Source organism: Aeromonas sp. EERV15 (genome assembly GCF_900079845.1).
GTDB lineage: Bacteria > Pseudomonadota > Gammaproteobacteria > Enterobacterales > Aeromonadaceae > Aeromonas > Aeromonas sobria.
Genome location: NZ_FKKY02000003.1, coordinates 165164 through 192151, shown reverse-complemented (window position 1 = coordinate 192151; position 26988 = coordinate 165164). Strand labels below are relative to the sequence as shown.

Here is a 26988-nt window from a genome sequence, read left to right as displayed (position 1 = left end):
TGGTTATCAGGCCTTGGATTTTTTCTTGGTATCAACCTTGGCTTCAACCGGGGCAGCGGCGGCAGGAGCAGCGGCAGCGCCTTCGGTGAACGGACGACCGTAGTAGGTATCCATCAGGATGGCTTTGAGCTCGGTGATCAGCGGGTAGCGCGGGTTGGCACCGGTGCACTGGTCATCGAAGGCTTCCAGCGCCAGCTGGTCAACCTTGGCCAGGAAGTCAGCTTCGTTCACGCCAGCTTCACGGATGGAAGCAGGGATGCCCAGAGTGGCTTTCAGCTCATCCAGCCAGGCCAGCAGCTTCTCGATCTTGGCAGCGGTACGGTCGCCAGCAGCAGTCAGACCCAGGTGGTCAGCCACTTCGGCATAACGACGGCGAGCTTGCGGACGGTCGTACTGGGAGAACGCAGTCTGCTTGGTCGGGTTGTCGTTGGCATTGTAACGGATCACGTTGCTGATCAGCAGGGCGTTAGCCAGGCCGTGCGGAATGTGGAATTCAGCACCCAGTTTGTGCGCCATGGAGTGGCAGACACCCAGGAAGGCGTTGGCGAACGCGATACCGGCGATGGTGGCAGCATTGTGCACCTTCTCGCGAGCAACCGGATCGTTGGCACCATTCTGGTAGCTGGACGGCAGGTACTCTTTCAGCAGCTTCAGCGCTTGCAGTGCCTGGCCATCGGAGTATTCGTTAGCCAGTACGGAAACGTAGGCTTCCATGGCATGAGTGACCGCATCCACACCACCGAAGGCGCACAGGGACTTGGGCATGTTCATGACCAGGTTGGCATCCACGATGGCCATGTTCGGGGTCAGCTCGTAGTCAGCCAGCGGGTACTTCATGCCGGTGGCGTCGTCGGTTACTACCGCAAACGGGGTGACTTCAGAACCGGTACCGGAAGTGGTGGTGATACAGACCAGTTCGGCCTTCACGCCCATTTTCGGGAACTTGTAGATACGCTTGCGGATGTCCATAAAGCGCATTGCCAGATCTTCGAACGCAGTATCCGGGTGCTCGTACATGACCCACATGATCTTGGCCGCATCCATCGGTGAACCACCACCCAGTGCCAGGATAACGTCCGGCTTGAAGGAGTTGGCCATCTCGGCGCCCTTGCGGACGATGGACAGGGTCGGGTCAGCTTCTACTTCGTAGAATACTTCCACTTCCATGTTCAGCTTCTTGAGCAGACGAACCACGTCATCGGCATAGCCGTTGTTGAACAGGAAGCGGTCGGTAACAACCATTGCACGCTTTTTGCCTTCCAGGTCGCCCAAGGCGATCGGCAGGGAGCCACGACGGAAATAGATGGATTTCGGAAGTTTGTGCCACAGCATATTTTCTGCCCGTTTTGCGACTGTCTTCTTGTTGATCAGGTGCTTGGGACCGACGTTCTCGGAGATGGAGTTACCACTCCAGGAGCCGCAACCCAGGGTCAGGGAAGGAGCAAGAGCAAAGTTGTACAGGTCACCGATACCACCCTGGGTGGAAGGGGTGTTGATCAGGATACGAGCGGTCTTCATCTTGTCGCCGAAGTATCTGATGCGGTCCTGGTTACGATCCTGGTCGGTGTACAGACCTGAGGTGTGACCGATACCACCGATGTTGACCATGGTGCAGGCCATCTCGACAGCGTCTTCAAAATTCTTGGCGCGGAACATACCCAGGGTCGGGGAGAGCTTCTCATGAGCGAACTCATCTTCAGCGCACAATTCCAGGCCTTCACCGATCAGGATCTTGGTGGTGGCAGGCACAGTCACACCCGCCATGGCGGCGATCTTGGTGGCTGGCTGACCGACGATATCTGCGTTCAGTGCACCGTTAATCAGCAGCACCTTACGTACCTTGTCCGCTTCATCTTTGGACAGGATGTAGCCATCGTGGTTGGAGAAACGCTCTTTCACCTGGTTGTAGATGGAGTCAACGACGATAACGGCTTGCTCGGAAGCACAGACCACACCGTTGTCGAAGGTTTTGGACATCAGGATAGAGGCGACAGCACGCTTCACATCGGCGGTTTCGTCGATAACGATTGGCACGTTACCGGCACCTACACCGATAGCAGGCTTACCGGAAGAGTAAGCGGCTTTCACCATGCCCGGGCCACCGGTGGCCAGGATCAGGTTGATGTCGTTGTGCTTCATCAGTGCGTTAGACAGCTCAACAGACGGTTGATCGATCCAGCCGATGATGTCTTTCGGTGCACCAGCGGCAACAGCTGCGTCCAGTACCAGCTTGGCAGCGGTATTGGTGGAGTTCTTGGCACGGGGGTGCGGGGAGAAGATGATGGCGTTACGAGTCTTCAGGGAGATCAAAGATTTGAAGATCGCGGTAGCGGTCGGGTTGGTGGTCGGAACGATACCGCAGATGATACCTACCGGCTCGGCGATGATCATGGTGCCCATCTCGTCATCCTGGCTCAGGATGCCGCAGGTCTTCTCATCTTTGTATGCGTTATAGATGTATTCGGAAGCGAAGTGGTTCTTGATAACCTTGTCTTCGATGATACCCATGCCTGATTCAGCCACGGCCATTTGAGCCAGGGGAATACGAGCATTACTGGCGGCCAGGGCGGCTGCACGGAAAACCTTGTCTACCTGCTCTTGCGAGAAGCTGGCGAATTCACGCTGAGCTTCTTTAACGCGGGCGACCATTGCATCCAGTTCAGCCAAGTTGGTTACTGCCATGTTTATCTCCTGATTATTTGAAAACTGTTTAGTAAGACGTTGGCAATGCCCGGCAATTATAGACCCTCTGTCAAATAGCGAATGACCATAACGGGGTATTTACATGCCTTACTAAATTGCTTTCCGAGTCGATTATAGAGCTGTGTTGGTCCATAAAAACTTGATCTGGATCATGTGTAACAAAAGAACAAAAGAAATTTTATTTCATCATCCGTGTGTGAGGGATGTTACAGGAGGGTGGATTGTAGCGGAAGTGAAATGAGTTGTAATGAAAAGGTTTTTAGGCTCATTAATCATGTGGTTAATGATCTTTTTAAGGGGGGGGTTACGGATATTTCCTCCCGTTAAAGTTAACCATTTTGATTTTTACAGGGTTGCGATGTCGGGGTTGTGCGCAAATCTCCAACAAGTGTTGCGTAAATGGTTGTTGTTTTAATCCGTGGTAAATTTTGATTGTGATGAAATTGTAACTGGCATTGTGGCGGCCTTACCTGATGGGGGGTCGCGAGCAGAATTGCCCCGGTATCACCGAGTTCATGACGGTTGTGACGTTCTCTCTGTTGGGCAAAGCTGTCTCACTTGGTGCAACCAGGCTCGCTGAACCGGGAGGCACTGGCGGCGCTAGCGGTGGTTGTCAGCAATGTGCCTGTCTTGTTGTTACCTACTCTCTGGCTAAGGCGCATCTTCTTGCCACTTTATCCCGTGTTGATTGCAATCATTAGGTGAACTCACTAACAATCACCCGCATAAGTGTGATGATTTGATTGGTGCCCGCTCTGGCTATGATGTAAATTTACGCACGAAATTAATGGATTGGCCCGACGGGCCCGTAACACTATTGGAAGGCGCCTATGGCAGCAATTGACGTCTCTTTGTATCTGAAGTTTTTTGTCGGTTTGTTCGCAATTATCAATCCGCTTGGTCTGTTGCCGGTGTTTGTCAGCCTGACCAGCCACCATACTCAGGCCGAGCGGATGAAGACCAACACCACCGCCAATATCGCGGTGATGGTGATCCTGCTGGTCTCCATGTACATGGGGCAGCTGATCCTCGATGGTTTTGGCATCTCGCTGGCGTCGTTTCGCATTGCTGGCGGTTCGCTTATTACCCTGATCGCCTGGTCGATGCTGCAGGGCAAGCTGGGCGAGGTAAAGCACAACAAGCAGGAAAAAGGAGAACTGGCGGTGCGTGAATCCATCGCCGTGGTGCCACTGGCGCTGCCGCTGATGGCGGGCCCCGGTGCCATCTCCTCAGTCATCGTCTATGCCAGCCAGAGCCACTGGCAGCAGCTGCTCGGCATGTCGGTGGTGGTGGTGGTCTTCTCCTTCTGCTCCTGGCTAATCTTTCGTGCCGCGCCCTTGCTGTTCAAGATCATGGGCAATACCGGTATCAACGTGGTGACCCGTATCATGGGTCTTATCATGATGTCCCTTGGTATCGAGATCATGGTGGCCGGTATCAAGGGGGTTTTCCCCATCTTGATGTGAGCCAGCTCTGTTTTATCAAAGCCGGTCCTCGTGACCGGCTTTTTATTGGTTGCTTTTTGCCCGGTTTTTTCTAGAATCGGTCGTTTGGATAAAAAACGAGCTTTGAAGCGGTATTTTAATACTGAAAAATAGCACGGAAGCTGATTTTTTGACCAGAAAAGGCCGATTACCCTGACAATATCTGTTGCATTATCGGAATTGGCAGGGAATTATGCTGGGAGCGGGTTTCGACCCCGTCACTTTAGTAAATGCATGGAATGTTCTTGTTGGAGTAGGGAAATGACTCATAAAAAAACAATTATTAACACAGTTCTGATGGCTGCCCTGTTTGGTGGCATCAATGTGGCACAGGCTGCCGATGTCCCGGCGGGAACCAAGCTGGCGGATGTCCAGCAACTGGTAAAGGGTAATGGCTCAGAGCCTGCCACCCTTGACCCGCATAAGACCGAAGGAACGGTCGAATCCAATATTCTGCGCGACCTGTTCGAAGGTCTCGTTGCTTCCGGCCCGAAAGGGGAAATTCTCCCGGCTGTGGCTGAATCCTGGGAAACCAAGGATAACAAGCACTACGTGTTCCACCTGCGCAAAGATGCCAAGTGGTCCAACGGTGATCCGGTTACCGCCCACGACTTCGAATTCGCCTTCAAACGCGCCGTTGATCCGAAAACCGCCTCTCCTTACTCCTGGTATCTGGAGATCCCGACCATCCTCAACGCCAGTGAGATCATTACCGGCAAGAAGCCGTCTGATACCTTGGGTGTGAAGGCGGTTGATGACTACACCTTCGAAGTTCAGCTTGAAAAAGCGATCCCCTATTTCGTCAGTATGCTTTCCCACACCACTACCTATCCGGTACCGAAGAAGGTGATCGAGAAGTTTGGTGACAAGTGGACCCAGCCGGAAAATATGGTGTCCAACGGTGCCTATGCGTTGAAGAGTTGGGTCGTGAACGAGCGCGTCGAAGTGGAGCGCAACAAGCACTACTGGAACGATGGCAAGACAGTGATCAACAAAGTGGTTTATCTGCCAATCCAGTCTACCAACGCCGATCTCAGCCGCTATCTGGCGGGTGAAGTGGACATCACCTATCAGATGCCCATCGAGCGCTTCAAGCAGATGAAGAAAGAGAAGCCGGACGAGCTGAAAGTGACCGGTTATGTCGGCACCTATTACTACCAGTACAACGTCAAGAAGAAGCCGTTTGATGACGTGCGTGTCCGTACCGCGCTCTCCTATGCCATCAACCGTGACGTAATTGCCGACAAGGTGATGGGTCAGGGTCAGACTCCGGGTTATACCCTGGTACCGGACTTCGTTGATGGTTTCAAACCGGTTGCCCCCGAGTGGTCGAAGATGACTCAGGCCGAGCGTGATACCAAGGCCAAGGCACTGCTGGAAGAGGCTGGTTTCGATGCCAGCAAGCCGTTGAAGTTTGAACTGCTCTATAACACCGACGACAACCACAAGAAAGTGGCTGTGGCCGTTGCCTCCATGTGGAAGAAGCTGGGTGTGCAGGTGAGCCTGGTTAACCAGGAGTGGAAAACTTATCTGGAAACCAAGAAACAGGGTCAGTTTGATGTGGGCCGTGCCGGCTGGATTGCCGACTACAACGAAGCCTCTTCCATGCTGGATCTGATGCAGACCACCCACGGCAACAACGATGGCAAGTACTCCAATCCGGAGTTCGACAAGCTGATGGATTCGTCCCGTGATCAGGTTGATGTGGCGGCTCGCAACAAGCTCTACGTTCAGGGCGAAGAGATCCTGGCCAAAGACATGCCGATTGCGCCTATCTACCAGTATGTGACGGCTCGGATGGTGAAACCTTTTGTGGGCGGTTACCCTGCCAACCCGCTGGATAACCTCTACAGCAAAGATATGTACATCATTGCTCACTGATTTAAAGCAACAAGTCGCATAACAAGCAGGGCCCGCCAGACGGCGGGCCTTTATTACAACCGCGACCATTTGGAAGCAGTTCAGGACAGGTAATGTCTATGTTGAAATTCATTTTTAAACGGCTATTGGAAGCGATCCCGACTCTGCTGGTCTTGATCACCGTCTCGTTCTTCATGATGCGTTTCGCCCCGGGTAACCCCTTTACCAGCGAGCGCTCACTGCCTCCAGAAGTCATTGCCAACATCGAGGCCAAATACGGACTCGACAAACCCATTGGCATGCAATATCTCACCTACCTGGGCAACCTGGTGCAGGGGGATCTGGGGCCCTCTTTCAAATATAAAGATTTCACCGTCAATGATCTGGTGAGCCAGGCACTGCCTGTTTCAGCCAAGATCGGGGCGGCAGCGTTCTTTTTCGCCGTGTTGCTGGGGGTTACCTTAGGTACCATTGCAGCCTTGAAACAGAACACCATTATTGACTATCTGTTGATGTCGTCGGCGATGGCCGGGGTGGTGATCCCGGGCTTTGTGCTGGCACCTTTGCTGGTGCTGTTTTTCAGTATCTATCTGGGCTGGTTCCCGGCCGGTGGCTGGCAGGGTGGCGGCATCCAGTTTATGGTGTTGCCGGTGTTCGGCATGATGATGTACTACATCTCCGCCATCTCGCGGATCATGCGAGGCAGCATGATCGAAACCATGAATGCCAACTTCATTCGCACCGCCCGCGCCAAGGGATTGCCGCTGCGCCACATCATCCTCAAACACGCGCTGCGTCCGGCCATGCTGCCGGTGGTCTCCTATCTGGGCCCGGCGTTTGTCGGCATCATCACCGGCTCCGTGGTGATCGAGACCATCTTCGGCTTGCCGGGGATTGGCCAGCTGTTCGTCAACGGTGCCCTTAACCGTGATTACTCCATGGTGCTTGGCCTGACCATTCTGGTCGGCGCCCTCACCATCACCTTTAACGCTGTGGTCGATATTCTCTATGCCTTTATCGATCCCAAGATCCGTTACTAATTCGGGAGTTCATCATGGTTGTTTCAACTGAAAAACGTGACGCCGTTGACGCGTTCGCGCAAAAAGTAGAAGTGGTGGAGGGGCGCTCCCTGTGGAAGGATGCCCGCCGCCGTTTCCTGCGTAACAGGGCTGCACTGACCAGCCTGATTATATTGACCATCATCGGGCTGGCCGTCATCTTCGGGCCCTATCTGTCTCAGTACACCTTTGACGATCCGGACTGGAACGCGATGCAGTCTCCGCCAGATATGGAGGCGGGTCACTACTTCGGTACCGACAGTCTGGGGCGGGATCTGTTCGTGCGCACCCTGCTCGGTGGCCGTATTTCGCTGATGGTTGGCATCATGGGGGCCGTGGTGGCGGTGATCATCGGCACCTTGTATGGCGCGGCGTCCGGCTTTATCGGTGGTCGGGTCGATAGCCTGATGATGCGCATTCTTGAGATCCTCAACGCCTTCCCCTTCATGTTCTTCGTGATCATGCTGGTGACCTTCTTCGGCCGCAATCTGGCGCTGATCTTTATCGCCATCGGGGCGGTGAGCTGGCTCGACATGGCGCGGATTGTGCGAGGTCAGACCCTCAGCCTCAAGAGCAAGGAGTTTATCGAGGCGGCCCACGTCTGTGGCGTCTCCAAGTGGAAGATCATCACCCGTCACATAGTCCCTAACGTGCTTGGTATCGTGGCCGTTTATGCCACTTTGCTGGTGCCGGGGATGATCATGTTTGAATCCTTCCTCAGTTTCCTGGGCCTTGGGGTTCAGGAACCGATGACCAGCTGGGGTGCCCTGCTGGATGAAGGCTCCAAGTCGATGGAAGTGGCCATCTGGCAACTGCTGTTCCCCGCCTGCTTTATGGTGGTGACCCTGTTTTGCTTCAACTTCCTCGGGGATGGTCTGCGTGACGCCCTCGATCCGAAGGATCGCTAAGAAAGCGGCGAAGGGCCGTTAATCGCGTCCAATGGATCGACAGGAAAGCATCACGAAAGATCGATAAGGAGTTTTTATATGAAGTTACTGGATGTGAAAGATCTGCGGGTCGAGTTCAAGACCCCGGACGGCAATGTGGTAGCGGTCAATGACCTCAACTTCTCTCTCGCTGCGGGCGAGACCCTCGGCATTGTGGGTGAATCCGGCTCCGGCAAGTCCCAGACTGCGTTTGCCATCATGGGGCTGCTGGCCAAAAACGGCATCATCACAGGGTCTGCCAAGTTTCAGGGCGACGAAATCCTCAACCTGCCGGAACACAAGCTCAACAAGATCCGCGCCGAGAAGATCGCCATGATTTTCCAGGACCCCATGACCTCGCTGAACCCCTACATGAAGGTGAAGGATCAGCTGATGGAAGTGCTGATGCTGCACAAAGGGGTGAGCAAGGCGGAAGCGTTCGAAGAGTCGGTGCGGATGCTCGATGCGGTGAAGATCCCCGAAGCGCGCAAGCGGATCGCCATGTATCCCCACGAGTTTTCTGGTGGCATGCGCCAGCGGGTGATGATCGCTATGGCGCTGCTCTGCCGGCCGCAACTGCTGATCGCCGATGAGCCGACTACCGCCCTCGACGTGACGGTACAAGCGCAAATCATGACCCTGATGAACGAGCTCAAGCGTGAGTTCAACACTGCCATCATCATGATCACCCACGACCTTGGCGTGGTCGCCGGTATCTGCAACAAGGTGCTGGTGATGTATGCCGGTCGTACCATGGAGTACGGAAAGGTCGACGATATCTTCTATCGTCCCAGCCACCCCTATACCGAAGGCTTGCTGCGCGCCATTCCCCGCCTCGACACCGAAGGGGAAGAGCTGCCCACCATCCCGGGCAATCCGCCCAACCTGCTGCGTCTGCCGACCGGCTGCCCCTTCCAGGAGCGTTGCCACCGGGTCAGCGAGATTTGCGGCCAACAGTCACCGATCCTCACGCCGTTCAACGACGGTCGGGAGCGGGCTTGTCACTGGGTTTCGGATGCCATCAACAAGGGGGCCAACTAAATGGGTGCCGACAAAAAATTGCTGTTGGAAGTGTCTGACCTCAAGGTCCACTTCAGTATCAAGAGTGGCAAGGCATGGCCCTGGGCCAAGCCATCTGACCTCAAAGCGGTCGATGGCGTTACCATGCGTCTCTACGAAGGGGAGACCCTGGGAGTGGTGGGGGAGTCTGGCTGCGGCAAGTCTACCTTTGCCCGCGCCATCATCGGGCTGGTGCCTGCTACGGCGGGCAAGGTAGTGTGGCTCGGGGATGACTTGACCAAGCTCGATCCCAACGCGCTGCGAGAGAAGCGCAAAGAGATCCAGATGATCTTCCAGGACCCGCTGGCTTCCCTCAACCCGCGTATGACCATAGGTGACATCATCGCTGAACCGCTCATCACCTTTTATCCCAAGCTGTCGCGGGAAGAGGTAAAAGAGAAGGTGCGCGCCATGATGAGCAAGGTGGGTCTGCTGCCCAACCTGGTAAACCGTTACCCTCACGAGTTCTCTGGCGGTCAGTGCCAGCGGATCGGCATTGCCCGGGCGTTGATCCTGGAACCCAAGATGATCATCTGCGACGAACCGGTTTCGGCGCTGGATGTCTCCATTCAGGCGCAGGTGGTCAACCTGCTCAAAGCCCTGCAAAAGGAGATGGGGCTATCGCTCATCTTCATCGCCCACGATCTGTCGGTGGTCAAACACATCTCCGATCGGGTGCTGGTGATGTATCTGGGCAATGCCGTTGAGCTGGGGACCCGCAAGGAGATCTTCGCCAATCCGTTGCACCCCTACACCAAGGCGCTGATGTCGGCAGTACCAATCCCGGACCCGGAGCTGGAGCGCAACAAGGTGATCCAGATCCTGGAGGGGGATTTGCCCTCACCGATGAACCCGCCGTCCGGTTGCGTGTTCCGCACCCGCTGCCCGGTGGCTGGCCCCGAGTGCGCCAAGACCCGGCCCCAGTTGGAAGGCAACTTCGATCACGCGGTCTCCTGCCTCAAGGTCGACCCGCTCTGATGGCGATGTGTTGAATGGATTTACGGGGTGTCCAGGTGGCACCCCGATTAATTTTGGCCACAGATGAAGATGTCTCTTGGCGTTATCTTTTTCCGCTGTTAATATCCGCGCAACAAGGGGAGTAACTTCTCGCCGGTTTGTCGTCATTACGGTGCACCCATATCCTGCAGTGCACCCGGCAGCCGGGCAGTTGATGAAAATCAGCTGTAAGTGAGACCTTGCCGAGAGGCAAGGTGTATCTGCTCTAAACGCAAACCCACGCCTCTCGGACGTGGGTTTTGTCGTTTTTGGGAGAAGTGAAAATGGGTGAATGGTGGATGTGGACCGGTTTCTTCAGCATAGTGCTGGTCCTGTTATGGATAGACATACGCTTTGTCGGTGGCGGCAAGTCACACAAGGTGTCTCTTAAAGAGGCGGGTGTCTGGTCCCTCATCTGGATCAGTGTGGCCCTGCTCTTCAACCTGGCTATCTGGCTCTGGCTGGATCACAGCGCTGGCCGTGAAATTGCCAACCAGAAGGGGTTGGAGTTCCTCACCGGTTACCTTATCGAGAAAGCGCTGGCTGTGGACAACGTCTTCGTCTGGCTGATGCTGTTTGGCTACTTTGCCATTCCGGCCGAGCTGCAGCGTCGGGTGCTGCTGTACGGGGTACTGGGTGCCATCGTGATGCGTGCCGGTATGGTGTTCGCGGGCAGCTGGCTGATCGAGCAGTTCCACTGGATCCTCTATCTGTTCGGCGCCTTCTTGCTGCTGACCGGTGCCAAGATGCTGTGGGCGGCCGATAAGGAGCCTGACTTGGCCAACAACCCGCTGCTGGGCTGGATGCGCCGTCGCTTCAAGGTGACCGAGACCCTGGAAGGGGAGAACTTCTTCGTCTGGCGTGACGGTGTGCGCTATGCCACTCCGTTGCTGCTCATTCTGGTGCTGGTGGAGGTGAGCGATCTCATCTTCGCGGTGGACAGTATCCCGGCCATCTTCGCGGTGACCACGGATCCCTTCATCGTGCTGACCTCCAACATCTTCGCCATCATGGGCCTGCGCGCCATGTACTTCCTGCTGGCGGGAGTGGCTGATCGTTTCGCCCTGCTGAAGTACGGTCTGGCGTTGATCCTGATGTTTATCGGGGTCAAGATGCTGCTGCTGGATATCTTCAAGATCCCGACCGGCATTGCATTGGGCGTGGTGGCCTTGATCCTGCTGGCTTCTATGGGACTCAGCCTCTTCGTGACCCGTAAAAAGGCCGCTTGAAGGCGCAATGCTATTCACTTAAGAAAATTTGAGTTCCAGCCCACCTAGTATCAGGGCTAAAAAGCGAGGGAGGCATGATGCCTCCCTCTTTCTATTGCAAGCCACGCTGTATAGAGGTTGGAGGAAGATTGACTGAAAACAGCCTTACCCGGCAGTGGCTTCTTCATCCATCTTCAACCACAGCAGCTTTCTCCCGCTGCGGATGGTTCCTTTTCGATACATCGCAACAGCAGCAATCGCGCCGCGATAAACACCAGCATGACGCACATCCGTGTCAGATTCTCCCTGCTCTGCATCTTTAACCTCCTCGACCCGGGTGCCCGCACTCTTCCGATTTTGTGATCATCCTCAATGAGCCAGCGCCGCTTGTCGCCGCCGATAATCTCGCTGGCCTGCTCTGATGTTGTCACGGTTTCACTGGTCAGCAGGAGCCATTTCAGCCAGCCAGTCAGCAGCATCGAATGCACAGCCCTCGTGTGCTGACTTCACTGGTACAGATGGGTTGGTCGGCAATGCCACCGACCTTGCGCTCGCGCGGCGCGAATGGCTGCACTGAGTGTGGTAGGTTCGCGTGGCCAAACTGGGCCTGAGCCCCTTGTGCTGGTTGAGTGAAGGGCATGTTAGAAGTTTGATGAGGCGATGAAAGGTTCAGATCACGCAAGGGGGACAAAGTAAAAAAATCCCCAAGCGATGCTTGGGGAGTTCTGTATAAGAGACAGCCGTATTGCCCCTTTGTCTGGGGCAGGCGACGTTACTCTTTCTCTTCGTCCGCCTGCTCTTTTTTCTTTTTCTTCTCGGGCAGCGGCTTGCCATCGCGGTGGATCACCTTGCCCGCTTCAAAGCCAATCTGGGCGGCCAGCTCTTCCAGATCTGCCGACTTGGCCTGATCCCCGATGGCGTAGCGATAGTTGGCGATGGTCAGCTTGTCGGCCACCGGGGTGCCCGGGACGATAGGCTCACGCCAGCCCTGACCGATGTGGGCCACCAGGGTGCCGTTCATCAGCAGCTCACCGACGATCTCCTGAGCCGGATTGCCCTTGCCGTAGGTGAGACCCTGCGGGTGCTTCTTGCCGATCAGCGGCTCGTTGCTGGCGGGCATCAGCTTGGTGCGGATCAGCCACTTGGGCTTTTTGGTGTTGGCCACCGCCTTGCCGGTTTGGTACTCGTTGATCTTGATGGTCTTGATCATCTGGGCCATGAAGTCCTTGGTCAGCGCCTTCTGGGCCTCGCTGGTTTCATCGATGGCGATGGGGGCCACATACCAGGTCTGGGTGGCTTGAGCCTTGGGAGCGGCAGGGGCAGTTTGCGCCATGGCCAGTGGGCTGAGCAGGATGGCAGCCAGCAAGAGTCCTATCTTCTTCATTGTGATTCCGCTTTTGTTTCAACAAGAATTTTGTTTTGCCAGCGACGACTGCGCCAGCGCCAGAACATGGCCAGACCGCGCACCCACTCGTCGCAGGCCAGCGCCAGCCAGATACCGACCAGTCCATAGCCCTGCATGATACCGAGGAAATAGGAGAGTGGCACGGCAATTCCCCACATGGAGAGCAACGCCATGTAGAGGGGGAAACGGGCATCCCCGGTGGCCCGCAGGGCGTTGATCACCACCAGATTGAAGGTGCGGCCGGGTTCGAGGATGAGGCTGATGAGAAACAGCTGCGCTACCTGGGTGATGATGTCGGCATCATCGGTAAAGAGGCTGATGATGGTGCGGCCATTGAGGGCAGCCGCCACGGCGATGACGCAGGTAACTGCCAACCCCAGCTTGAGGCTCTTGAGCAGCTGCTGATAGGCGCGATCGAACTGCCTGGCCCCCGCCAGATGACCGATGATGATCTCGTTGCCAAGGCCGATGGAGAGGCCAAACAGCAGGATAAACAGGCAGATCTGGAAGAAGTAGGATTGGGTCGCCAGCGCCTTGTCCCCCAGCAGTCCGACAAAGGCTGTCACCACCATAAACTGCAGCATCCAGGAGAGGTTCTCCCCTGCCGCCGGCAGGCCGATATGGAGTACCTTGCCCAGCATCTCCCGGCTGGGGTGGACGATATCGCGCACCACCAGTCGAATGCCGGTCTTGCGGGCCACCAGCCACACCAGCAGCACCACGCCCACCAGTCGGCCAGCGACTGTGCTGATGGCCACGCCAGCGACCCCCAGCTGGGGCAAGCCGAACCAGCCGTAGAGCAGCAGCAGGTTGCCGACGAAGGTGATGAGGTTGACGATCAGGGTCACATACATCGCCTGACGGGTGTGACCGTGGGCGCGCAGGGTCGCCGCCAGACAGAGGGCTGCGGCCTCCGGCAGCAGGCAGAGACCGATGATCTGTAAGTAAAGCGTCGCGTCGCTCATCAGGTGGGCGGGCAGGTTCATCAGCGCCAGCATGGTGCTGGCCCCCGCCATCACGCCAATGGCGGCCACCAGACCGATCAGCAGGTTGAAACCAATGGCGGTGTGGATCACCACCCGGCTCTTCTCCCGATCGCCCGCCCCCAGATACTGGGTGATCACCACGCTGGTACCAATGCTGACGAAGCTGAACAGAGTGATGGCGAGATCGAACACCTGATTGCCGACCGCCAGCGCCGCCACCCCCTGATAGGAGACGTGACCCACCATGAAGGTGTTGAGGGCGCCGGTCAGAAAGTGCAGGGCGAGATCGATAAAGAGCGGCCAGGTCAGCGCAAAGAGCGTGCCTGGGCCTGCGTGGGATTGAGATTGCATGGCATGTCCAACAGCTGTACGGGCACGGGGAAGTGCCCTCTGGGGGCGCATTTAACACCAAGGCCGAGGCAGGTGCAATCCTTGTGCAGGATTGCCCGGCCAGGGGATCAGGCCAAGGGATCAGGCAGGAGTGGCGCCCGCCTCCTGTTCGCTCGGCAGGGTGAGACGCGCCGAGTCGGGCAGGGCATCATCCTGCGGCCAATTTGAGCGGATGGCATCTGTGGTGCTCTCCACCACCGCATCATCCTTGAACACCGGCTCGCGATAGCAGCGGGTCAGGCGCAGCGCCTGATACATATCCGGGCAGAGGATGATCCCCTCATCGCCCACCCGCACGCCCGCCTGTTTGAGCCAGTGGGTCATCTGGCCGTGGCGACCCGCCATCACCATATGGATGCCGCGCCGTTTCAGATCCTTGTGCAGCTCCCCGACCATGCTCATCACGCTGATGTCCTGATGGGTGAAGCAGGCCACCGCATCGATCACCAGACACTTGGGATTGCGAGGATCCTGCACCAGCAAGGCCAGTACCCGCCGCTTGAAGTAGGGGGCGTTGAAGTAGGTAAGGGGGGAGTTGAAGCGATAGACCAGAATGCCCGGGATCGCCTTGGCCTGCTCGTTGTCCCCCAGGGTGCGCACCACCCCCTCGTCATCCATGCCGAGCAGCTGATCGGTGGGGCGCATCACATTGCGCAGGAACTGGAACAGCCCCAGCAGCACGGCGAGGGTGATCCCCGGGATCACCCCCATGGTGAGCACGCTGATAAAGGTGATCAGCGCCAGCCAGAAGGCGGAGCGATCCGAATTGCGCAGGGCCCAGAGGCCGCGAAAATCGGTGAGCGAAAGGGATGCCATCACCAGCACCACCCCGAGGGCGGCGGTGGGAATATATTTGAGCGGCGCCGTCAGATAGAAGGTGATGAGGGCGATCACCCCGGCGGCGATGATGGAGACCAGCTGGCTCTTGCCGCCGTTGGCGTCGTTGACCGCGGTGCGCGAATCCGCTCCGCTGATGGCAAAGCCTTGCGAGACCGCCGAGGCGAGGTTGGCCATGCCGAGGGCCCGAAACTCCTTGTCTGCGTCTATCTCGTAACCGTTTTTTGCGGCAAAGCTGCGGGCGGTCAGCATCATAGAGACAAAGCTCACCATGGCCAGGTTAAGGGCGGGCAGCACCAGCTCCCGCATCAGGCCGGGAGGAAATTCCGGCATCTGGAACGCGGGCAGGCCGGAACCCACCGTCCCTAGGGTGGCGATATCAAACTGGCCGAGATTAAAGCCCCACACCAGCGCAGCGGTCACCACCATGGCCACCATGGAGGAGGGCCATGCCGGTTTGTAGCGCTTGGCCAGCAGCAGGGTGAGCAGAGTCACCAGACTCATGGCCAGGGTCGGCAGATGGGTCTGGGTAATATAGGTAGCCCCGCTAGCGATCCGCTCGATGAGGTAACGTTCGCTAAAGGTGAAGCCGAAGATCTTGGAGAGCTGGCCCACCATGATGGTGATGGCCACACCATTGAGCAGCCCCATCAGAATGGGGCGGGAGAGAAAGTCCGCCAGCACCCCCAGCTTGAAGCGGCTGGCAATCAGGCACCAGAAGCCGGTCATGGCGGTCATGGTCATCACCAGTTGCCAGTGACGGGTCGGATCCCCAGCGGCCAGTGGCGTCACCACGGCGGCAATCACCGCACAGGTGGCAGCATCGGGGCCGACAATCAGCTGGCGAGAGGTGCCAAACAGGGCGTAGACCAGCATGGGCAGGATGCAGGAGTAGAGACCGACGATGGCCCCCACCCCGGCAAGTTCTGCATAGGCGATGGCGACGGGCAGCGCCACGGCCGCCACCGAGAGTCCAGCGCGAAGGTCTGGCATCAACCAGGCGCGCTGGTATTGCAGCAGGGCGGCGAGGCCCGGTAGCCAGCGTTCGAGAGAGAAGAAGTCGCGCATTATTTAACCCATTGAGTTACAACCAGCTTTTCCCCTAGTGTGCCCAAGGTTATCGAAAGATTGCAATCAGGTTATGGCCAGTTTACCTGAAGGTCAGGCCAGATAGCCTGCCAGCGTTTCTCCTTGATGCGCTGGGTAAAAATCTGTTTGTCCTGGCGACATCTGGGGTTGGCACTCACTTGCAGCGACCAGTTGATGGCAAAGCCGTAGGGGGCGAGCCACTCGAACTTGCCATCCTGGTTCAGGCGTACGCCGATGCAGGTGGGCACTTCTACCCAATGGCTCAGCGCCTCCAGACTGCTGGCAAACGGCGTGACAAGCTGCCGGGTGTGCATGCGGGCCTGATTGCGCACCTCCCACTGCTGACCCGGCAGCCGTTTTGCCAGCAAGGCTTCATGCGCCGCCTCGGCCAGCCCTTGTGGATCGTTTTTATCGAGATAGATAAGGTCGATATCGTTGAGTGGGGTGGGCACAGCCTTGTGGTGAAGGTGATCCCAGATGAGATTGCGGATAAAGCCGGCCCCCAGCGCCCAGTCTGGCAGATTGAGCTCGGCGGCGGCTTGCAGGCAGGCCATCCGCTGCGGATCGGCCCGCAGCAGGGCTTCGGTGTTGGCTTGGTATTGCTGTTCGAGGGCGGTGTTCAGAGGTTCAGTTGTTGGCATTGCGGCGTAACCAGACATCAATGTAACGGCAGCTCGGCACTATAGTGAGCCCCTCCGCCTGAGTCCAGTTGAAGAAGGCGCGCGCCAGCTGTTCGGCAATCCCCTGCACCCGCAACTCGGGGGGCACGAAGGTGCTGTAGGCGTCGATGGTCTTGGCATCGAGCCGCCGGTAGCGCAGTCTCGACTCTTTCCCCTCCACCATACAGATGAACTGCTGCTGGTTGGCCTGATGAATGATCTCGCTCATGGTGGGCACCTCTGGCATGAAGTTGGGTCTCTCGGGACAACATAACTGTTAGCCAAGGTATAGAACAGATAATGAAAGCCCGTGGCCAATATCATCCGCTTTGGCATTGGTTTATCTGGTTTGAGGGAGGGGAGCTATCGCGATGCTGATTGAAGGTGCCCGACTGACAGTCGGGCACAGGTTCAGTGCCGGGATCAGGCCCAGGCACGCTCCAGCAGGGTAAGTAACTGCTCACGATCGGCATCTTTACGATTGAACAGCATGGCGCCGTCGTTGATCGCCAGATCGCGGATCTCCCCCAGCAGCGAGCGATCGCTCACACCTGCTTCGTTGAGGGTACGTGGCAGCTTGACCGCTTGCCATAAGGTATCGCGCAGGGTGCGGATGGCGGTGATGGTCGCCTCCGCCCGCTGGTGGGCGGGGGTGGCGGCAAAGCGCTCTGCACCCACCAGCGGCAACAGCAGCCGGGCCAGCTCGTTATCCACCTCGGGGCGGTTGTAGTCGAGCACGGTCGGCAAAAAGAGGTTCATGCACAGCCCGTGGGGCAGATGGCAGCGGGCTCCCAGACTGTGGCCGAGGGCGTGCACCAGCCCCACCATGGAGTTGGAAAAAGCCATGCCAGCCAGCGTGGAGCCTTCCGCCAGTTGCAGTCGCAGCTGTTTGTTTTGCGGGTCGTGGATGATTTGCGGCAGGGCGCTGGCGATCTTCTCCACTGCCATCAGGGCCAGCGCATCGCTCACTGGGTTTTTCGCTGTGCCGATAAAGGCTTCGATGGCGTGGGTCATGGCGTCCATGGCGGTAGCGGCGGTGATATTGAGCGGCAGTCCCTGAGTCAGGCGCGGGTCGAGCACCGCCAGCTGGGGCAGCAGGAAGGGGGAGGTGAAGGGCACCTTGCGCCCGCTCGCCTCATCCTTGATCACTGCAACCAATGTCACTTCTGATCCTGTGCCCGCCGTGGTGGGCACCACCGCCAGCGGCTTGAGGGGACGGGTCAGGCAACCGGCGCCCGAGTAGTCGAGCAGATGATCCCCCCCCATGGAAGTGAGAATGTTGACTGCCTTGGCGGTGTCGATGACCGAGCCGCCCCCCAGCGCCACTAGACTGTCGCAGGCAAGCTCGCGGTAGCGTTTGGCGATCCGCTCCACCACGGCGGTGGAAGAGTCGGCCGGGATCTCGTCCCAGATGGCTGCGACCGGCAGCTCTCCCTCGGCCAGCACATTGGCCAACAGGGTGGCAAGGCCAGTGGCATTGACCCCCTTGTCGGTCAGCAGCAGCGGGCGGCGTGCCCCGAGGCTGGCCAGTTCACTGGCCAACTGCTCCAGCGCCTGTTCACCGGCCAACAGTTTGACCGGGCAGAAAAAATCGTAGTAGCGGCTCATTTAAAGGCTCCTTGCACGTTAGCCGGTCACCAGACCCAGATAGATGTTGCATGCCCGACCGAGTTTGTTGGTCGGGGCTGGATAGTCACGCAGCAAAGTGCGCGCGATAAAGGCGGGCAGGATCAGGGACTGCATCTGCTCAAGCCCCCGCACCAGTTGCATGGCGACGGTCAGGTCCCCCTCCACCAACAGCCGGTTTTCACCAAACGCCTGATTGACCCCGAGCCGAAAACTGAGGGTGCGAAAGGCGATATTGGGGTGCTTGAAGCGCACCCGCAGCGGATGGAGGGTGGCATGAGGGGCGACTGGCGCGCCGGGATACCAGCGGCCACCCTGCTTGTGCATGTTCATGGCGTAAGCGATACCGCAGACTTCAAGGCGGATTGCCTGCCCGTCTTGCAGTGGCGCAAGCTCCCGTCGTACCGCCTCGTCGGTGCGGGCGGCGCGGCAGAGGGTGCGACCCACCACCCACAGCAGGGTGGTGATCCAGAGGCTGCGGCCAAGGGCTGCCGCAGATTCAAACTTCCATGTTGGTATGGAAAGGCGCATGGGGATTGGCTCCTGAGATGGCTGACCAGAACAGGGCGAATGCACTGGCTTGCCAGTAGGCATCCTGCCCAAGGTGGGGTTGATCGACAAACAGTGAGGCACAGGCAAGAAATTGCCCCTGACACACTTCCAGCAGTAGTGGTGCGGGAGCGTTCATCAGCTCGCCGCTGGCCTGTCCTTTTGCCAGCAGGGCGGGCAGAAAACGCAACGCCTCGTGCAAGATCTGACTGCGAGCCGGTCTGGCCAGCAGCGGGGAGTGAAAGAAACCCAACACAAATTTGAGCTCGTTGGGGTGGGCCTGCATCCACCCCATCGCCAGTTGCCAATAGTGGCGGGTCTGGTCGTACAGCGGCAGGGTGGGGTCTGCTTCATGGATGGCGGCCCCCATCCGGGTTTTCACATCCTGATAGAGCTGGAGGATCAGTGCCTCCTTGCTTGGGAAGTGGTGGAACAGGGTGCCATTGGCGACCCCGGCCGCTTTGGCGATGCGGGCGGTGGCGGCCCCTTGCAGGCCATCTTCGGCACACAAGGCGAGGGCGGCATCCAGGATCTGGCGACGCTTGTCGGTCATCGGCGGTGACAGCGGTTTTTGCTGCGCGGACTGACTCATGGCGTGGTTCTCCATCAGCGCAGGAAAAAGGCCATCATCAGCTTCTGGATCCAGCCTTTGTAGGGCGGATGGATCAGCGAGCCGGTGGTGAACTTACCGCGGGTCAGCACGGTTTTCGCCTTGGAGAAGGTGAGAAACCCCTCGTGGCCGTGGTAGTGGCCCATGCCGGAGGCGCCGATGCCGCCAAACGGCACATCATCGGCAGCCACCTGAAACAGACTCTCGTTGATCGCCATGCCGCCAGAGTGGGTCTCCCGGGTCACCCGTGCCTGCAGCTCGGAGTCGAAGCTCATCAGATAGAGCGCCAGCGGGCGGGGCCGCTCGGCCACATAAGCGAGCGCCTCCTCCAGGGTGTCGTAGGGAATAAGCGGCAACAGCGGGCCGAAGATCTCCTGCTGCATCACCTGGCAGCGGTCGGGTACTCCAGTGAGCAGGTGCGGGATCAGCAGGCGGCGCTGATCGTCACGGGCCGGGCTCGCACAGGGGTGGATCTGGGCCCCGGCCTGCTCGGCCTCCTCCAGCCAGCTGACGAGGCGCTGATACTGACGGTCGTTGATGATGGCGCCGTAGTCGGCACTATTGAGCCCTTGCGGGTAGAGCTTGCTGAAGTGGCTGCGATAGGCGGCGATAAAGTTATCCACCTCGCTGCGGGGCAGCAGTACATAGTCGGGGGCGACGCAGATCTGCCCGGCGTTGAGGCTCTTGCCGAAGATCATCCGCTCGACCGCGGTGGCGACCGGCATGTCGGGGGCGATGAGACAGGGGCTCTTGCCACCCAGCTCAAGGGTGAGGGGGGTGAGCTGGGGCGCGGCGGCGGCCATCACCAGCTTGCCCACCATGGTGGAGCCGGTAAAGAGCAGGTGATCAAACGGCAGCGAGCTGAACGCTGCCGCCATCTGGGCATCCCCCTCGATGATGGCGATCTCGTTTTCGTCAAATACGCTGGTGAGCAGGGTGCGCAGCACGGCATTGGTATGGGGGGTGAACTCGGAGAGTTTCAGCATCGCCCGGTTGCCCGCCGCAATGGCAGTGATGAGTGGGCCAAGGCTCAGCATCACCGGAAAGTTCCACGGCACGATAATGCCGACCACCCCGAGCGGCTGGAAGTGCACCTCCACTTTGGCGGGGGCCAGCAGCAGGCCGGTGTGGCGGCGGTGTGGCTGCATCCAGCGTTTGAGCCGCTTCTGGGTGTAGTTGATCTGCATGATGCAGGGCAGTACATCGGCGATCAGGCTGTCGTATTCACTGCGCTGGCCATAGTCCTCTGCCAGGGCTTTGCACAGCTGCCCCTTGTTGGCGAGCAGCGCCTGTTTGAGCTTGTTCAGTTGTGCTTTTCGCTCGGCCAGTGTCGGCATGGGGTGGGCCAGACTCGCACGCTTTAGCCGCGCCAGATGGTCTGGTAAGGATAATTTGATGGCGAGGATATCTTCTGGATTGTGTTGACGCTGCGCCGCACCCATGTTGTTCTCCGAATGAAAAGTGACCGACTGATTAGTCGGTCTGAATTTAGCGCTTTGTTGCAAGAATGTAAAGCTGGCAAGCTGTTTCCCGCTCACCGCGAGCTGGACGCAAGAGAGAACTGTGTGCCCCACCACATTTTTGTGGTTTGCTCATTGGTGGCTTATCCAATAAGGGGTAGGTTTTGGTTATTAACCGACAAGGAGAGATCATGATGACCAGGGAACTGAACAGCTTGTTGGCCCGGCTTGACGATGTGGTTGAGCGGATGCCGGATTGCTTCAACACCTATGAGTTTGCCCAGAAGCTGGCACTGCAATATCAGCCGGAGTTTTTTGCTGCCGGCCACTCTCTGTCCGAACACGAGGGCAAGGTGCTGCGGGTGCTGCACCAGAAGATCGCCGAGGCGCTGGCGGGCAGCGAGGTGGTCATTGAAGGGGCGCTGCTGCCCTGCGTTACCCCCTGGGGGGAGAAGGCGACCTCACCGCGCTGGCATCGCAAGCACTGAGGGCGCAGTCAGGCAGAGCAGTGCCAGATAGCAGATAACGAACAATCCTATGGCGCGGCGCTGGCAACAGGGCCGCGCTGTTTTTTGTGCTGATTGTCGCCAGAGCCCCCTCGCCGCCGAGGGCAAAGGCCCGGTCTGTGATCCCATGCCGGGATACGAGGCCGTCAGCCGGGTAGACTCTCCCTTTTATCGCTGGGCTTGTCGCCGTAGGAATTTCTCATGACCCATAAAATTATTCTCGATACCGACCCGGGTATCGACGATGCCATGGCCATCCTGTTTGCCGAGGCCCACCCCGCTATCGAGCTGCTCGCCATCACCACCGTTTTTGGCAACGCCACCATCGACAATGGCACCCATAACGCCCTCTGGCTCAAGCAGAAATATGGCATGAAGGCGGATGTGGCCAAAGGCGCTGCTGCCCCGCTGCTGCGCGAACCGGTCGGCCCCACCACCATAGTCCACGGCCCGAGCGGCTTTGGCGACATAGAGGCGGGGGAGGTGACTATCGCGCCGGATCCCCGTCCCGCCTGGCAATACATGGTCGAGGCTGTGAAAGCCGCGCCGGGAGAGATCACCATAGTCACTATCGGCCCGCTCACCAATCTGGCGCTGGCACTGCAGGAGGCGCCTGAGATCACCACTCTGGTAAAGCAGGTGGTGGTGATGGGGGGCGCCTTTGGCGTCAACGGCCATCGTGGCAACGTGACCCCCTATGCCGAGGCCAATGTTCACGATGATCCCGATGCTGCCGACCGAGTGTTTACCGCCGATTGGCCTGTGGTGATCATCGGGCTGGACGTGACCCAGCAGAGCTTCTTCAGCAGCGCCTATCTGGATGCGCTGCGCGATGACGCGGGCGAGCCGGGTCGTTTCCTGTGGGAGGTGAGCCGTTTCTACCTGCGCTTCTATTCGGAGCGCATCGGCCTGGATGGCTGCCACGTGCACGATCCCTCCGCCATCGCCTACGTGATAGATCCGACCCTCTTTACCCTGCGGGAAGGGCCGGTGCGGGTCATCAACGAGGGGCCCGCCATCGGTCATACCCTGCAAAAATTCGATGGCAGATCCCACCCCCACGACGGCTGGGCCGACTATCGTGCCCAGCAGGTCGGGGTGGCGGTGCGGGATCAGGCGCTGCTGGCGCTCTATCGCGAGACGCTGGTGGCCTGGGGCAAGGATTGCTGAGGGTGACCTTGTATCGCGCTGACGCGGGGGCTGTGATCGGCGCCAAACAATCGGGGCGCACCGCCGCTTATACTGCTTGATATCAAGACCTTGGGAGGGATGGAGATGGCCTGGATTTCCTTGATAGTGGCGATAGCCCTGATCTGGTGGTTGATGAAGCTGGGGCGTGGCGCCCTGTTCGAGATCCGCCTTGCTCCCGGCAAGGTGGTGGTCAAGCGGGGCAAAGTATCCCCTGCCTTTATTGAGCACGCCAAGCAGATCCTGCGCCACGACATGGTGCGTGGTCGCATTGTGGGGCAGCGCGATGGCGATGGCGTGAAGCTGATCTTTTCCCGCTCCATCCCCGAGCCGGTGGCTCAGCGTTTTCGCAATATCTTCCCCTATAGCGATTACCGCCAGCCGGCGGCGCCGCTGCCGGGTCCCAAATCCCGCAAGGGATAAGCACCAGAGCAAGGTTCATCAATAGCAAACGGGCCTCCAGTGGAGGCCCGTTTTTTATGGCACTTGGCCAAGAGAGAGCTGACAGCCCTTACTCCTTGCCGTGCAGCTCGCGCTGGGCCTTGACCGCCGCCGCCTTGACGGCGGTGCCTTCATTGCCCCAGGAGGCGCGCAGGGTGTTGACCAGTTCGGCGATCCGCTCGTCATCCATGGTCCAGCCATAGCCCGGCATGTGGTAACCCAGATGGCCGTGGGTGACCGGGGTCTCGGCACCGTGCAGCAGCACGTTGATCAGGCTCGACGGATCGCTCGCCAGCACGGTGCGGTTGTTGACCAGCGAGGGGATGACGTGGTCATTGCCCTGGCCGTTGACCCCGTGACAGGTGGAGCAGTACATGGCGTAGTCCGCCTTGCCGCTGGCACTGGCGTAGGCGCGGGCCCCTTTCTCCGCCACCGGTTCATCTTTCAGATCGGTCAGATAGGTGGCGATGCTGGCCAGATCGGCGTTGCTGAAATACTGGCTGCTGTGAGTGATCACTTCCCCCATGGGGCCCGCGACCGCTTCATGCTGACTGCGGCCGGTTTTCAGCAGGTCGATCAGCGCCTGCTTGCTGTAACGGCTGCCGCGAATGTCGGGGGCATACCAGCCATCCAGCGCCGCCCCGCTCAGGTAGACGGGATCCGCCTCGGTCAGCGCTTTCTCCTGCATCCCCAATCCGCGAGGGGTGTGGCAGCTGCCGCAGTGACCGGCACCCTGCACCAGATAGGCGCCGCGGTTCCACTCTTCGCTCTTGCCAGCCACCGGGGTGAAGCGGCTGTCATCGTGATAGAGCCAGTTCCAGCCCATCAGCGGCCAGCGCATGTTGAGGGGCCAGGGGATGTCGCTCTCCCTGTTGGCGATGGCCAGCGGCTGCACCTCCTTCATCAGATAGTGATAGAGATCTTCGAGATCCTTATCGCTCATCTTGGCATAGGCGGTGTAGGGCATGGCCGGATAGAGGCGATGGCCATCGCGGGCCACCCCTTCGCGCATCACCTTGATGAACTCCGGCAGGCTGTAGTTGCCGATACCGTGGGTCTTGTCCGGGGTGATGTTGGTGGCAAATACGGTGCCGATGGGGGTCGGGAACCCTTTGCCGCCCGCCAGCGGCTTGCTGGTCTCGCTGGTGTGACAGGCAGCGCAATCGCCGAGCTTGGCCACGTATTCCCCCGCCGACATGGCGGGGGCTGCGTTGGCGCCCAGAGCGGGCAGGGCCAGCAGCAGGGCGCTGGCCGTCAGTGACAGGGTGCGGCTCATTGGACACCTCCCTTGCTCATGGCCACCAGCTCATTGACGGCGCGCCACGCTTCGTCAATGGCGGCGTGGGCGTAGGGGCTCCAGCCTGCATCCGAGTTGGCGATGGTGATGTTGCCGATCGGCTGGCGACCCAGCTCAATCCATTTTTCGCACTGTGCTTCGTCATCAAACAGGGTGTTGGTGACATAGGAGTAGCCGTGAGACCAGCGGTTGACCGTGATGGCGAGGATATCCTGCTCATGGTTGAAACCGGCGCTGCCGAGCATCCCCTGCAACTGCTCGCGGATCATCTGCTCATGCTGTTCGAACGGCATGCCGAGGATCATGGCGCGCCCCTTGCGGGACTGTTCGCGGGCCGAGAGGCCGCTGCCCGGCAGGGTCGGCACATAGACCATGTGCAGGCACATCGGCTGATCCGGGCTCTTGGGATGCTCGTAGCCACCCATGCTGACCGGATAGTCGAGCTTGACCCGGCTGTAGGGTGCGGCGGGGGAGTAGACCTCGTGTACCCCCAGCTTGACGAAGGCTTGCCAGTTCTTGATCACCACCTTGGTGTAGACCAGCGGCGCTTTGGCATTCTGGCGCAGCGCCTCCTTCTGGGGCTCCGGCATCTCGGGCACCATGTAGGGGATCATCATGTTGTAGCCAGCCATGATCGACTGCTTGGCCCGCACCCGGTGCAGTTTCCCCTCCTTGATGTAGGTGACATCCACCGCCAGCTTGCCGTCGGCGAGGCGCACGTTTTTGGCCTGCAACGCCGTGCTGCCAAGGCGCAGTTGCACCTTGTGCTCAGGCAGGTCGAGTTTGCTGTAGTCAAACTTGGCCAGCACCACATCCTGCATGGTGTGGCCCGGCGCCACCTGCGGAATGAGCTTGCGCACCATCAGGCGGGTGAGACCGGCGTTGCCATCGGGGAAGTGGAAGATATACGGGTCGTCCAGCTCTGCCTGCTCCTCGGCATCCAGCGGCGTCAGATTGAGGCCGTCGAACCCCGGCAAGGCGCAGAGGCGCGCATCGGCACAGGCGGTGGCGTCGATGCCGACCGCTTGAAAGTCGTTGGTGCGCTGCTGGAAGTAAGTGATCGCCCGCTCGCTGAGGCCCACCTTATCACGCAGGAAGCTGGTGTAGCTGTTGCGGGTCACCCACTGGTCCTGCTGCTCGCGGGTCATGCCGCTCAGGTAGTCGATCTTCGATTCGTGCAGGGCCAGCAGGGCAGCCTTGTCGGCATCATCGAGGGGGAAGTCACCGATAAACTCCGCCAGCGGACGGCCGTTCAGCCGATCGCGGGGGATGTCGTCCGCCACGTTGTGACCCGGGTCCCCGCTCACTATCTTGTTGACGCCAAAGTGCTTCTCGTCGAAATAGACGCCGCGACTGAGCCCCAGAGCCGGATAGAAGGTCTGCTGGAACCCTTTGGCCAGCTCGTCGATGTTGACCTCCAGCGCCTTGAGCAGCCCCAGCGCCACCGGGCTGTAGACCGAACGCGGTGATTGCAGGGACTCACTGCCGCCGTAAGCCAGCCGCAGGCCATCGGGGGTGGTGAACTCGTTGCGCTTGGCGTGGCCGCCAAAGTCATCGTGGTTGTCGAGCAGCAGGATCTTCTTATCCGCGCCGAGCAGTTGCTGATAGAAGCAGGCGGCGGCCAGACCGCTGATCCCGGCGCCAACGATCACCAGATCGACCTCCCCCTCTAGGGGAATATTGGCGAAGTCATACTGCTTGCCGTCACGGGCGATGCTGTGGGCCGGTTCGAAAGAGCCCGGGTGGTTGCCGCGCAGACCGGTGAGGGCGGGCGGGTAGGCCAGGGTTTTATCCGCCAGCGCGCTGCCGCCTTCGGCAGCCTTGAGCAGATTGATGGGGGCGATGCCTGCCGCAATGGTGATGGCAACGCCATTGAGAAAATCTCTGCGTGTAATACTCATGGCAATCCCTGTGTTAGGAGAAGTAATGAATAAGTGGATTCATTATGGGAGGGAGACACAGATCCTGTTCAGGATTGGGCGCAGAATCTACCGTTATCCTCACGCTGAGTCCATACGATTGCTAATGGATTATTAAGCACCATTTTCCTGCTTGTGACGAGAGTGATGCGCTGATGGGGATGATTTGCCCTGTCGCAGGGGCGCAGATCTCCCGGCTTGGGCCGGTCAATGATTGCCGCAGTTGATTAGTTTTGGAGGCGTTCGGGCATCTTTGTCGACTCGGGGGAGTGATCGCGTTAAGCTTTTAACTACTTGTTTTATCGACTCTCTTTTTACTCACTGGCGTGATAGCCACTCTGGAGGCGCAATGAACTGGTATATCTCGGTCCTCAAGCAATATGCGGTATTCAACGGGCGGGCTCGCCGCACCGAATACTGGATGTTCGTGCTGTGCAACGTCATCGTCATGCTGTTGCTCAGCATGGTGGACAAGCTGATTGGCGGCGACAAGGAGCTGATCAGTTCCATCTATTCGCTGGCGGTGCTGCTGCCGTCATTGGCGGTGGCGGCCCGTCGCTTGCACGACACCGACCGTAGCGGCTGGTGGCTGCTGCTCGGGCTCATCCCCATCATCGGCACCCTGGTGCTCATCTACTTTATGGTTTGCAACGGCCAGCAGGGACCGAACCGCTTCGGTGACGATCCCAAAGCGGCCCCCTCGCAGGGCTTTATGGTCAGTTAAGGAAAGCT

Annotated in this window: 24 protein-coding genes; 11 read left to right on the top strand and 13 right to left on the bottom strand. The window is 58.8% G+C overall.

Translation table 11 applies throughout. The annotated features are described in order from the left end of the window. Positions 1–6 precede the first annotated feature (6 nt). Positions 7–2682, bottom strand: a complete 2676-nt coding sequence (gene adhE, locus BN4575_RS04045) for a bifunctional acetaldehyde-CoA/alcohol dehydrogenase (RefSeq protein WP_042021325.1) — start codon at positions 2680–2682, stop codon at positions 7–9. Positions 2683–3533: 851 nt separating this feature from the next. On the opposite strand from adhE, the gene BN4575_RS04040 reads away from it, so the two are divergent. From BN4575_RS04040 to BN4575_RS04010, 7 genes are all read left to right on the top strand, one after another. Beyond that, positions 3534–4169, top strand: a complete 636-nt coding sequence (locus tag BN4575_RS04040; RefSeq protein WP_068977240.1) for a YchE family NAAT transporter — start codon at positions 3534–3536, stop codon at positions 4167–4169. A gap of 279 nt (positions 4170–4448) precedes the next feature. Beyond that, positions 4449–6068, top strand: coding sequence for an ABC transporter substrate-binding protein (locus BN4575_RS04035; RefSeq protein WP_068977239.1), 1620 nt, complete (start codon positions 4449–4451; stop codon positions 6066–6068). 98 nt (positions 6069–6166) lie between these two features. Beyond that, the gene (gene oppB, locus BN4575_RS04030; protein ID WP_042021329.1) at positions 6167–7087 is read left to right on the top strand and encodes an oligopeptide ABC transporter permease OppB; all 921 of its coding nucleotides are present in this window, start codon (positions 6167–6169) and stop codon (positions 7085–7087) included. Between the two features lie 14 nt (positions 7088–7101). Further along, positions 7102–8013 carry an oligopeptide ABC transporter permease OppC gene (gene oppC / locus BN4575_RS04025; RefSeq protein WP_042021331.1) on the top strand — a complete coding sequence of 304 codons (912 nt, stop codon included), beginning with the start codon at positions 7102–7104 and terminating at the stop codon, positions 8011–8013. A gap of 78 nt (positions 8014–8091) precedes the next feature. After that, complete coding sequence (locus BN4575_RS04020) at positions 8092–9072, top strand: ABC transporter ATP-binding protein (RefSeq protein WP_042021334.1); 981 nt, start codon at positions 8092–8094, stop codon at positions 9070–9072. After that, entirely contained in the window at positions 9073–10068 is a 996-nt protein-coding gene (gene oppF, locus BN4575_RS04015; protein WP_068977238.1) for a murein tripeptide/oligopeptide ABC transporter ATP binding protein OppF, read from the top strand. Between the two features lie 302 nt (positions 10069–10370). Further along, on the top strand, positions 10371–11315 hold the full coding sequence (locus tag BN4575_RS04010; RefSeq protein WP_033137996.1) for a TerC family protein: 945 nt from the start codon (positions 10371–10373) through the stop codon (positions 11313–11315). A 173-nt stretch (positions 11316–11488) separates the two neighbouring features. On the opposite strand, the gene BN4575_RS04005 is transcribed toward BN4575_RS04010, so the two are convergent. From BN4575_RS04005 to BN4575_RS03960, 10 genes are all read right to left on the bottom strand, one after another. After that, positions 11489–11782 carry a hypothetical protein gene (locus BN4575_RS04005; RefSeq protein WP_141689710.1) on the bottom strand — a complete coding sequence of 98 codons (294 nt, stop codon included), beginning with the start codon at positions 11780–11782 and terminating at the stop codon, positions 11489–11491. A gap of 284 nt (positions 11783–12066) precedes the next feature. Then, positions 12067–12678, bottom strand: a complete 612-nt coding sequence (locus BN4575_RS04000) for a hypothetical protein (protein WP_068977236.1) — start codon at positions 12676–12678, stop codon at positions 12067–12069. Continuing rightward, positions 12675–14036: an MATE family efflux transporter gene (locus tag BN4575_RS03995; protein WP_042021342.1), complete on the bottom strand. Its 1362-nt coding sequence runs from the start codon at positions 14034–14036 to the stop codon at positions 12675–12677. The genes BN4575_RS04000 and BN4575_RS03995 overlap by 4 nt, the downstream gene beginning before the upstream one ends. Before the next feature lie 120 nt (positions 14037–14156). Next, entirely contained in the window at positions 14157–15980 is a 1824-nt protein-coding gene (locus tag BN4575_RS03990; RefSeq protein WP_068977235.1) for a SulP family inorganic anion transporter, read from the bottom strand. 71 nt (positions 15981–16051) lie between these two features. Further along, entirely contained in the window at positions 16052–16642 is a 591-nt protein-coding gene (locus tag BN4575_RS03985) for a nucleotidyltransferase family protein (RefSeq protein ID WP_068977234.1), read from the bottom strand. Further along, entirely contained in the window at positions 16629–16889 is a 261-nt protein-coding gene (locus BN4575_RS03980) for a GNAT family N-acetyltransferase (protein ID WP_042021384.1), read from the bottom strand. The genes BN4575_RS03985 and BN4575_RS03980 overlap by 14 nt, the downstream gene beginning before the upstream one ends. 194 nt (positions 16890–17083) lie before the next feature. Next, positions 17084–18268, bottom strand: coding sequence for an iron-containing alcohol dehydrogenase (locus BN4575_RS03975; RefSeq protein ID WP_068977233.1), 1185 nt, complete (start codon positions 18266–18268; stop codon positions 17084–17086). An 18-nt stretch (positions 18269–18286) separates the two neighbouring features. Next, on the bottom strand, positions 18287–18817 hold the full coding sequence (locus BN4575_RS03970) for a hypothetical protein (protein WP_068977232.1): 531 nt from the start codon (positions 18815–18817) through the stop codon (positions 18287–18289). Next, on the bottom strand, positions 18786–19400 hold the full coding sequence (locus tag BN4575_RS03965; protein WP_068977288.1) for a TetR/AcrR family transcriptional regulator: 615 nt from the start codon (positions 19398–19400) through the stop codon (positions 18786–18788). Before BN4575_RS03965 ends, BN4575_RS03970 begins: the two co-directional genes overlap by 32 nt. Before the next feature lie 41 nt (positions 19401–19441). Then, positions 19442–20887 (bottom strand): coniferyl aldehyde dehydrogenase, encoded by a 1446-nt coding sequence (locus BN4575_RS03960; RefSeq protein ID WP_068977231.1) that lies wholly within the window; start codon positions 20885–20887, stop codon positions 19442–19444. A gap of 212 nt (positions 20888–21099) precedes the next feature. Here BN4575_RS03960 and BN4575_RS03955 point away from each other — a divergent pair, with 212 nt between their 5' ends. From BN4575_RS03955 to BN4575_RS03945, 3 genes are all read left to right on the top strand, one after another. Next, the gene (locus tag BN4575_RS03955; protein ID WP_068977287.1) at positions 21100–21393 is read left to right on the top strand and encodes a hypothetical protein; all 294 of its coding nucleotides are present in this window, start codon (positions 21100–21102) and stop codon (positions 21391–21393) included. 219 nt (positions 21394–21612) lie between these two features. After that, complete coding sequence (locus tag BN4575_RS03950; RefSeq protein ID WP_068977230.1) at positions 21613–22581, top strand: nucleoside hydrolase; 969 nt, start codon at positions 21613–21615, stop codon at positions 22579–22581. A 105-nt stretch (positions 22582–22686) separates the two neighbouring features. Beyond that, positions 22687–23022: a DUF3634 family protein gene (locus BN4575_RS03945; protein ID WP_068977229.1), complete on the top strand. Its 336-nt coding sequence runs from the start codon at positions 22687–22689 to the stop codon at positions 23020–23022. An 88-nt stretch (positions 23023–23110) separates the two neighbouring features. Here BN4575_RS03945 and BN4575_RS03940 read toward each other — a convergent pair whose 3' ends face one another. Together BN4575_RS03940 and BN4575_RS03935 are read right to left on the bottom strand one after the other, a co-directional pair. Further along, positions 23111–24316 (bottom strand): cytochrome c, encoded by a 1206-nt coding sequence (locus tag BN4575_RS03940; RefSeq protein ID WP_068977228.1) that lies wholly within the window; start codon positions 24314–24316, stop codon positions 23111–23113. Beyond that, positions 24313–26238 carry an NAD(P)-binding protein gene (locus tag BN4575_RS03935; protein WP_068977227.1) on the bottom strand — a complete coding sequence of 642 codons (1926 nt, stop codon included), beginning with the start codon at positions 26236–26238 and terminating at the stop codon, positions 24313–24315. Before BN4575_RS03935 ends, BN4575_RS03940 begins: the two co-directional genes overlap by 4 nt. Positions 26239–26605: 367 nt before the next feature. Here BN4575_RS03935 and BN4575_RS03930 point away from each other — a divergent pair, with 367 nt between their 5' ends. Beyond that, entirely contained in the window at positions 26606–26980 is a 375-nt protein-coding gene (locus tag BN4575_RS03930; RefSeq protein ID WP_068977226.1) for a DUF805 domain-containing protein, read from the top strand. Positions 26981–26988: the final 8 nt, after the last annotated feature.

Coding starts and splice junctions, on each gene's coding strand:
- BN4575_RS04040 (WP_068977240.1), top strand. CDS start 3,534: ATGGCAGCAATTGACGTCTCTTTGTATCTGAAGTTTTTTGTCGGTTTG.
- BN4575_RS04035 (WP_068977239.1), top strand. CDS start 4,449: ATGACTCATAAAAAAACAATTATTAACACAGTTCTGATGGCTGCCCTG.
- oppB (WP_042021329.1), top strand. CDS start 6,167: ATGTTGAAATTCATTTTTAAACGGCTATTGGAAGCGATCCCGACTCTG.
- oppC (WP_042021331.1), top strand. CDS start 7,102: ATGGTTGTTTCAACTGAAAAACGTGACGCCGTTGACGCGTTCGCGCAA.
- BN4575_RS03940 (WP_068977228.1), bottom strand. CDS start 24,316: ATGAGCCGCACCCTGTCACTGACGGCCAGCGCCCTGCTGCTGGCCCTG.
- BN4575_RS03970 (WP_068977232.1), bottom strand. CDS start 18,817: ATGCGCCTTTCCATACCAACATGGAAGTTTGAATCTGCGGCAGCCCTT.
- BN4575_RS03980 (WP_042021384.1), bottom strand. CDS start 16,889: ATGAGCGAGATCATTCATCAGGCCAACCAGCAGCAGTTCATCTGTATG.
- BN4575_RS03950 (WP_068977230.1), top strand. CDS start 21,613: ATGACCCATAAAATTATTCTCGATACCGACCCGGGTATCGACGATGCC.
- BN4575_RS03995 (WP_042021342.1), bottom strand. CDS start 14,036: ATGCAATCTCAATCCCACGCAGGCCCAGGCACGCTCTTTGCGCTGACC.
- BN4575_RS04020 (WP_042021334.1), top strand. CDS start 8,092: ATGAAGTTACTGGATGTGAAAGATCTGCGGGTCGAGTTCAAGACCCCG.
- BN4575_RS03975 (WP_068977233.1), bottom strand. CDS start 18,268: ATGAGCCGCTACTACGATTTTTTCTGCCCGGTCAAACTGTTGGCCGGT.
- adhE (WP_042021325.1), bottom strand. CDS start 2,682: ATGGCAGTAACCAACTTGGCTGAACTGGATGCAATGGTCGCCCGCGTT.
- BN4575_RS03990 (WP_068977235.1), bottom strand. CDS start 15,980: ATGCGCGACTTCTTCTCTCTCGAACGCTGGCTACCGGGCCTCGCCGCC.
- BN4575_RS03955 (WP_068977287.1), top strand. CDS start 21,100: ATGACCAGGGAACTGAACAGCTTGTTGGCCCGGCTTGACGATGTGGTT.
- BN4575_RS03985 (WP_068977234.1), bottom strand. CDS start 16,642: ATGCCAACAACTGAACCTCTGAACACCGCCCTCGAACAGCAATACCAA.
- BN4575_RS03945 (WP_068977229.1), top strand. CDS start 22,687: ATGGCCTGGATTTCCTTGATAGTGGCGATAGCCCTGATCTGGTGGTTG.
- BN4575_RS04010 (WP_033137996.1), top strand. CDS start 10,371: ATGGGTGAATGGTGGATGTGGACCGGTTTCTTCAGCATAGTGCTGGTC.
- BN4575_RS03930 (WP_068977226.1), top strand. CDS start 26,606: ATGAACTGGTATATCTCGGTCCTCAAGCAATATGCGGTATTCAACGGG.
- oppF (WP_068977238.1), top strand. CDS start 9,073: ATGGGTGCCGACAAAAAATTGCTGTTGGAAGTGTCTGACCTCAAGGTC.
- BN4575_RS03935 (WP_068977227.1), bottom strand. CDS start 26,238: ATGAGTATTACACGCAGAGATTTTCTCAATGGCGTTGCCATCACCATT.
- BN4575_RS04000 (WP_068977236.1), bottom strand. CDS start 12,678: ATGAAGAAGATAGGACTCTTGCTGGCTGCCATCCTGCTCAGCCCACTG.
- BN4575_RS03960 (WP_068977231.1), bottom strand. CDS start 20,887: ATGGGTGCGGCGCAGCGTCAACACAATCCAGAAGATATCCTCGCCATC.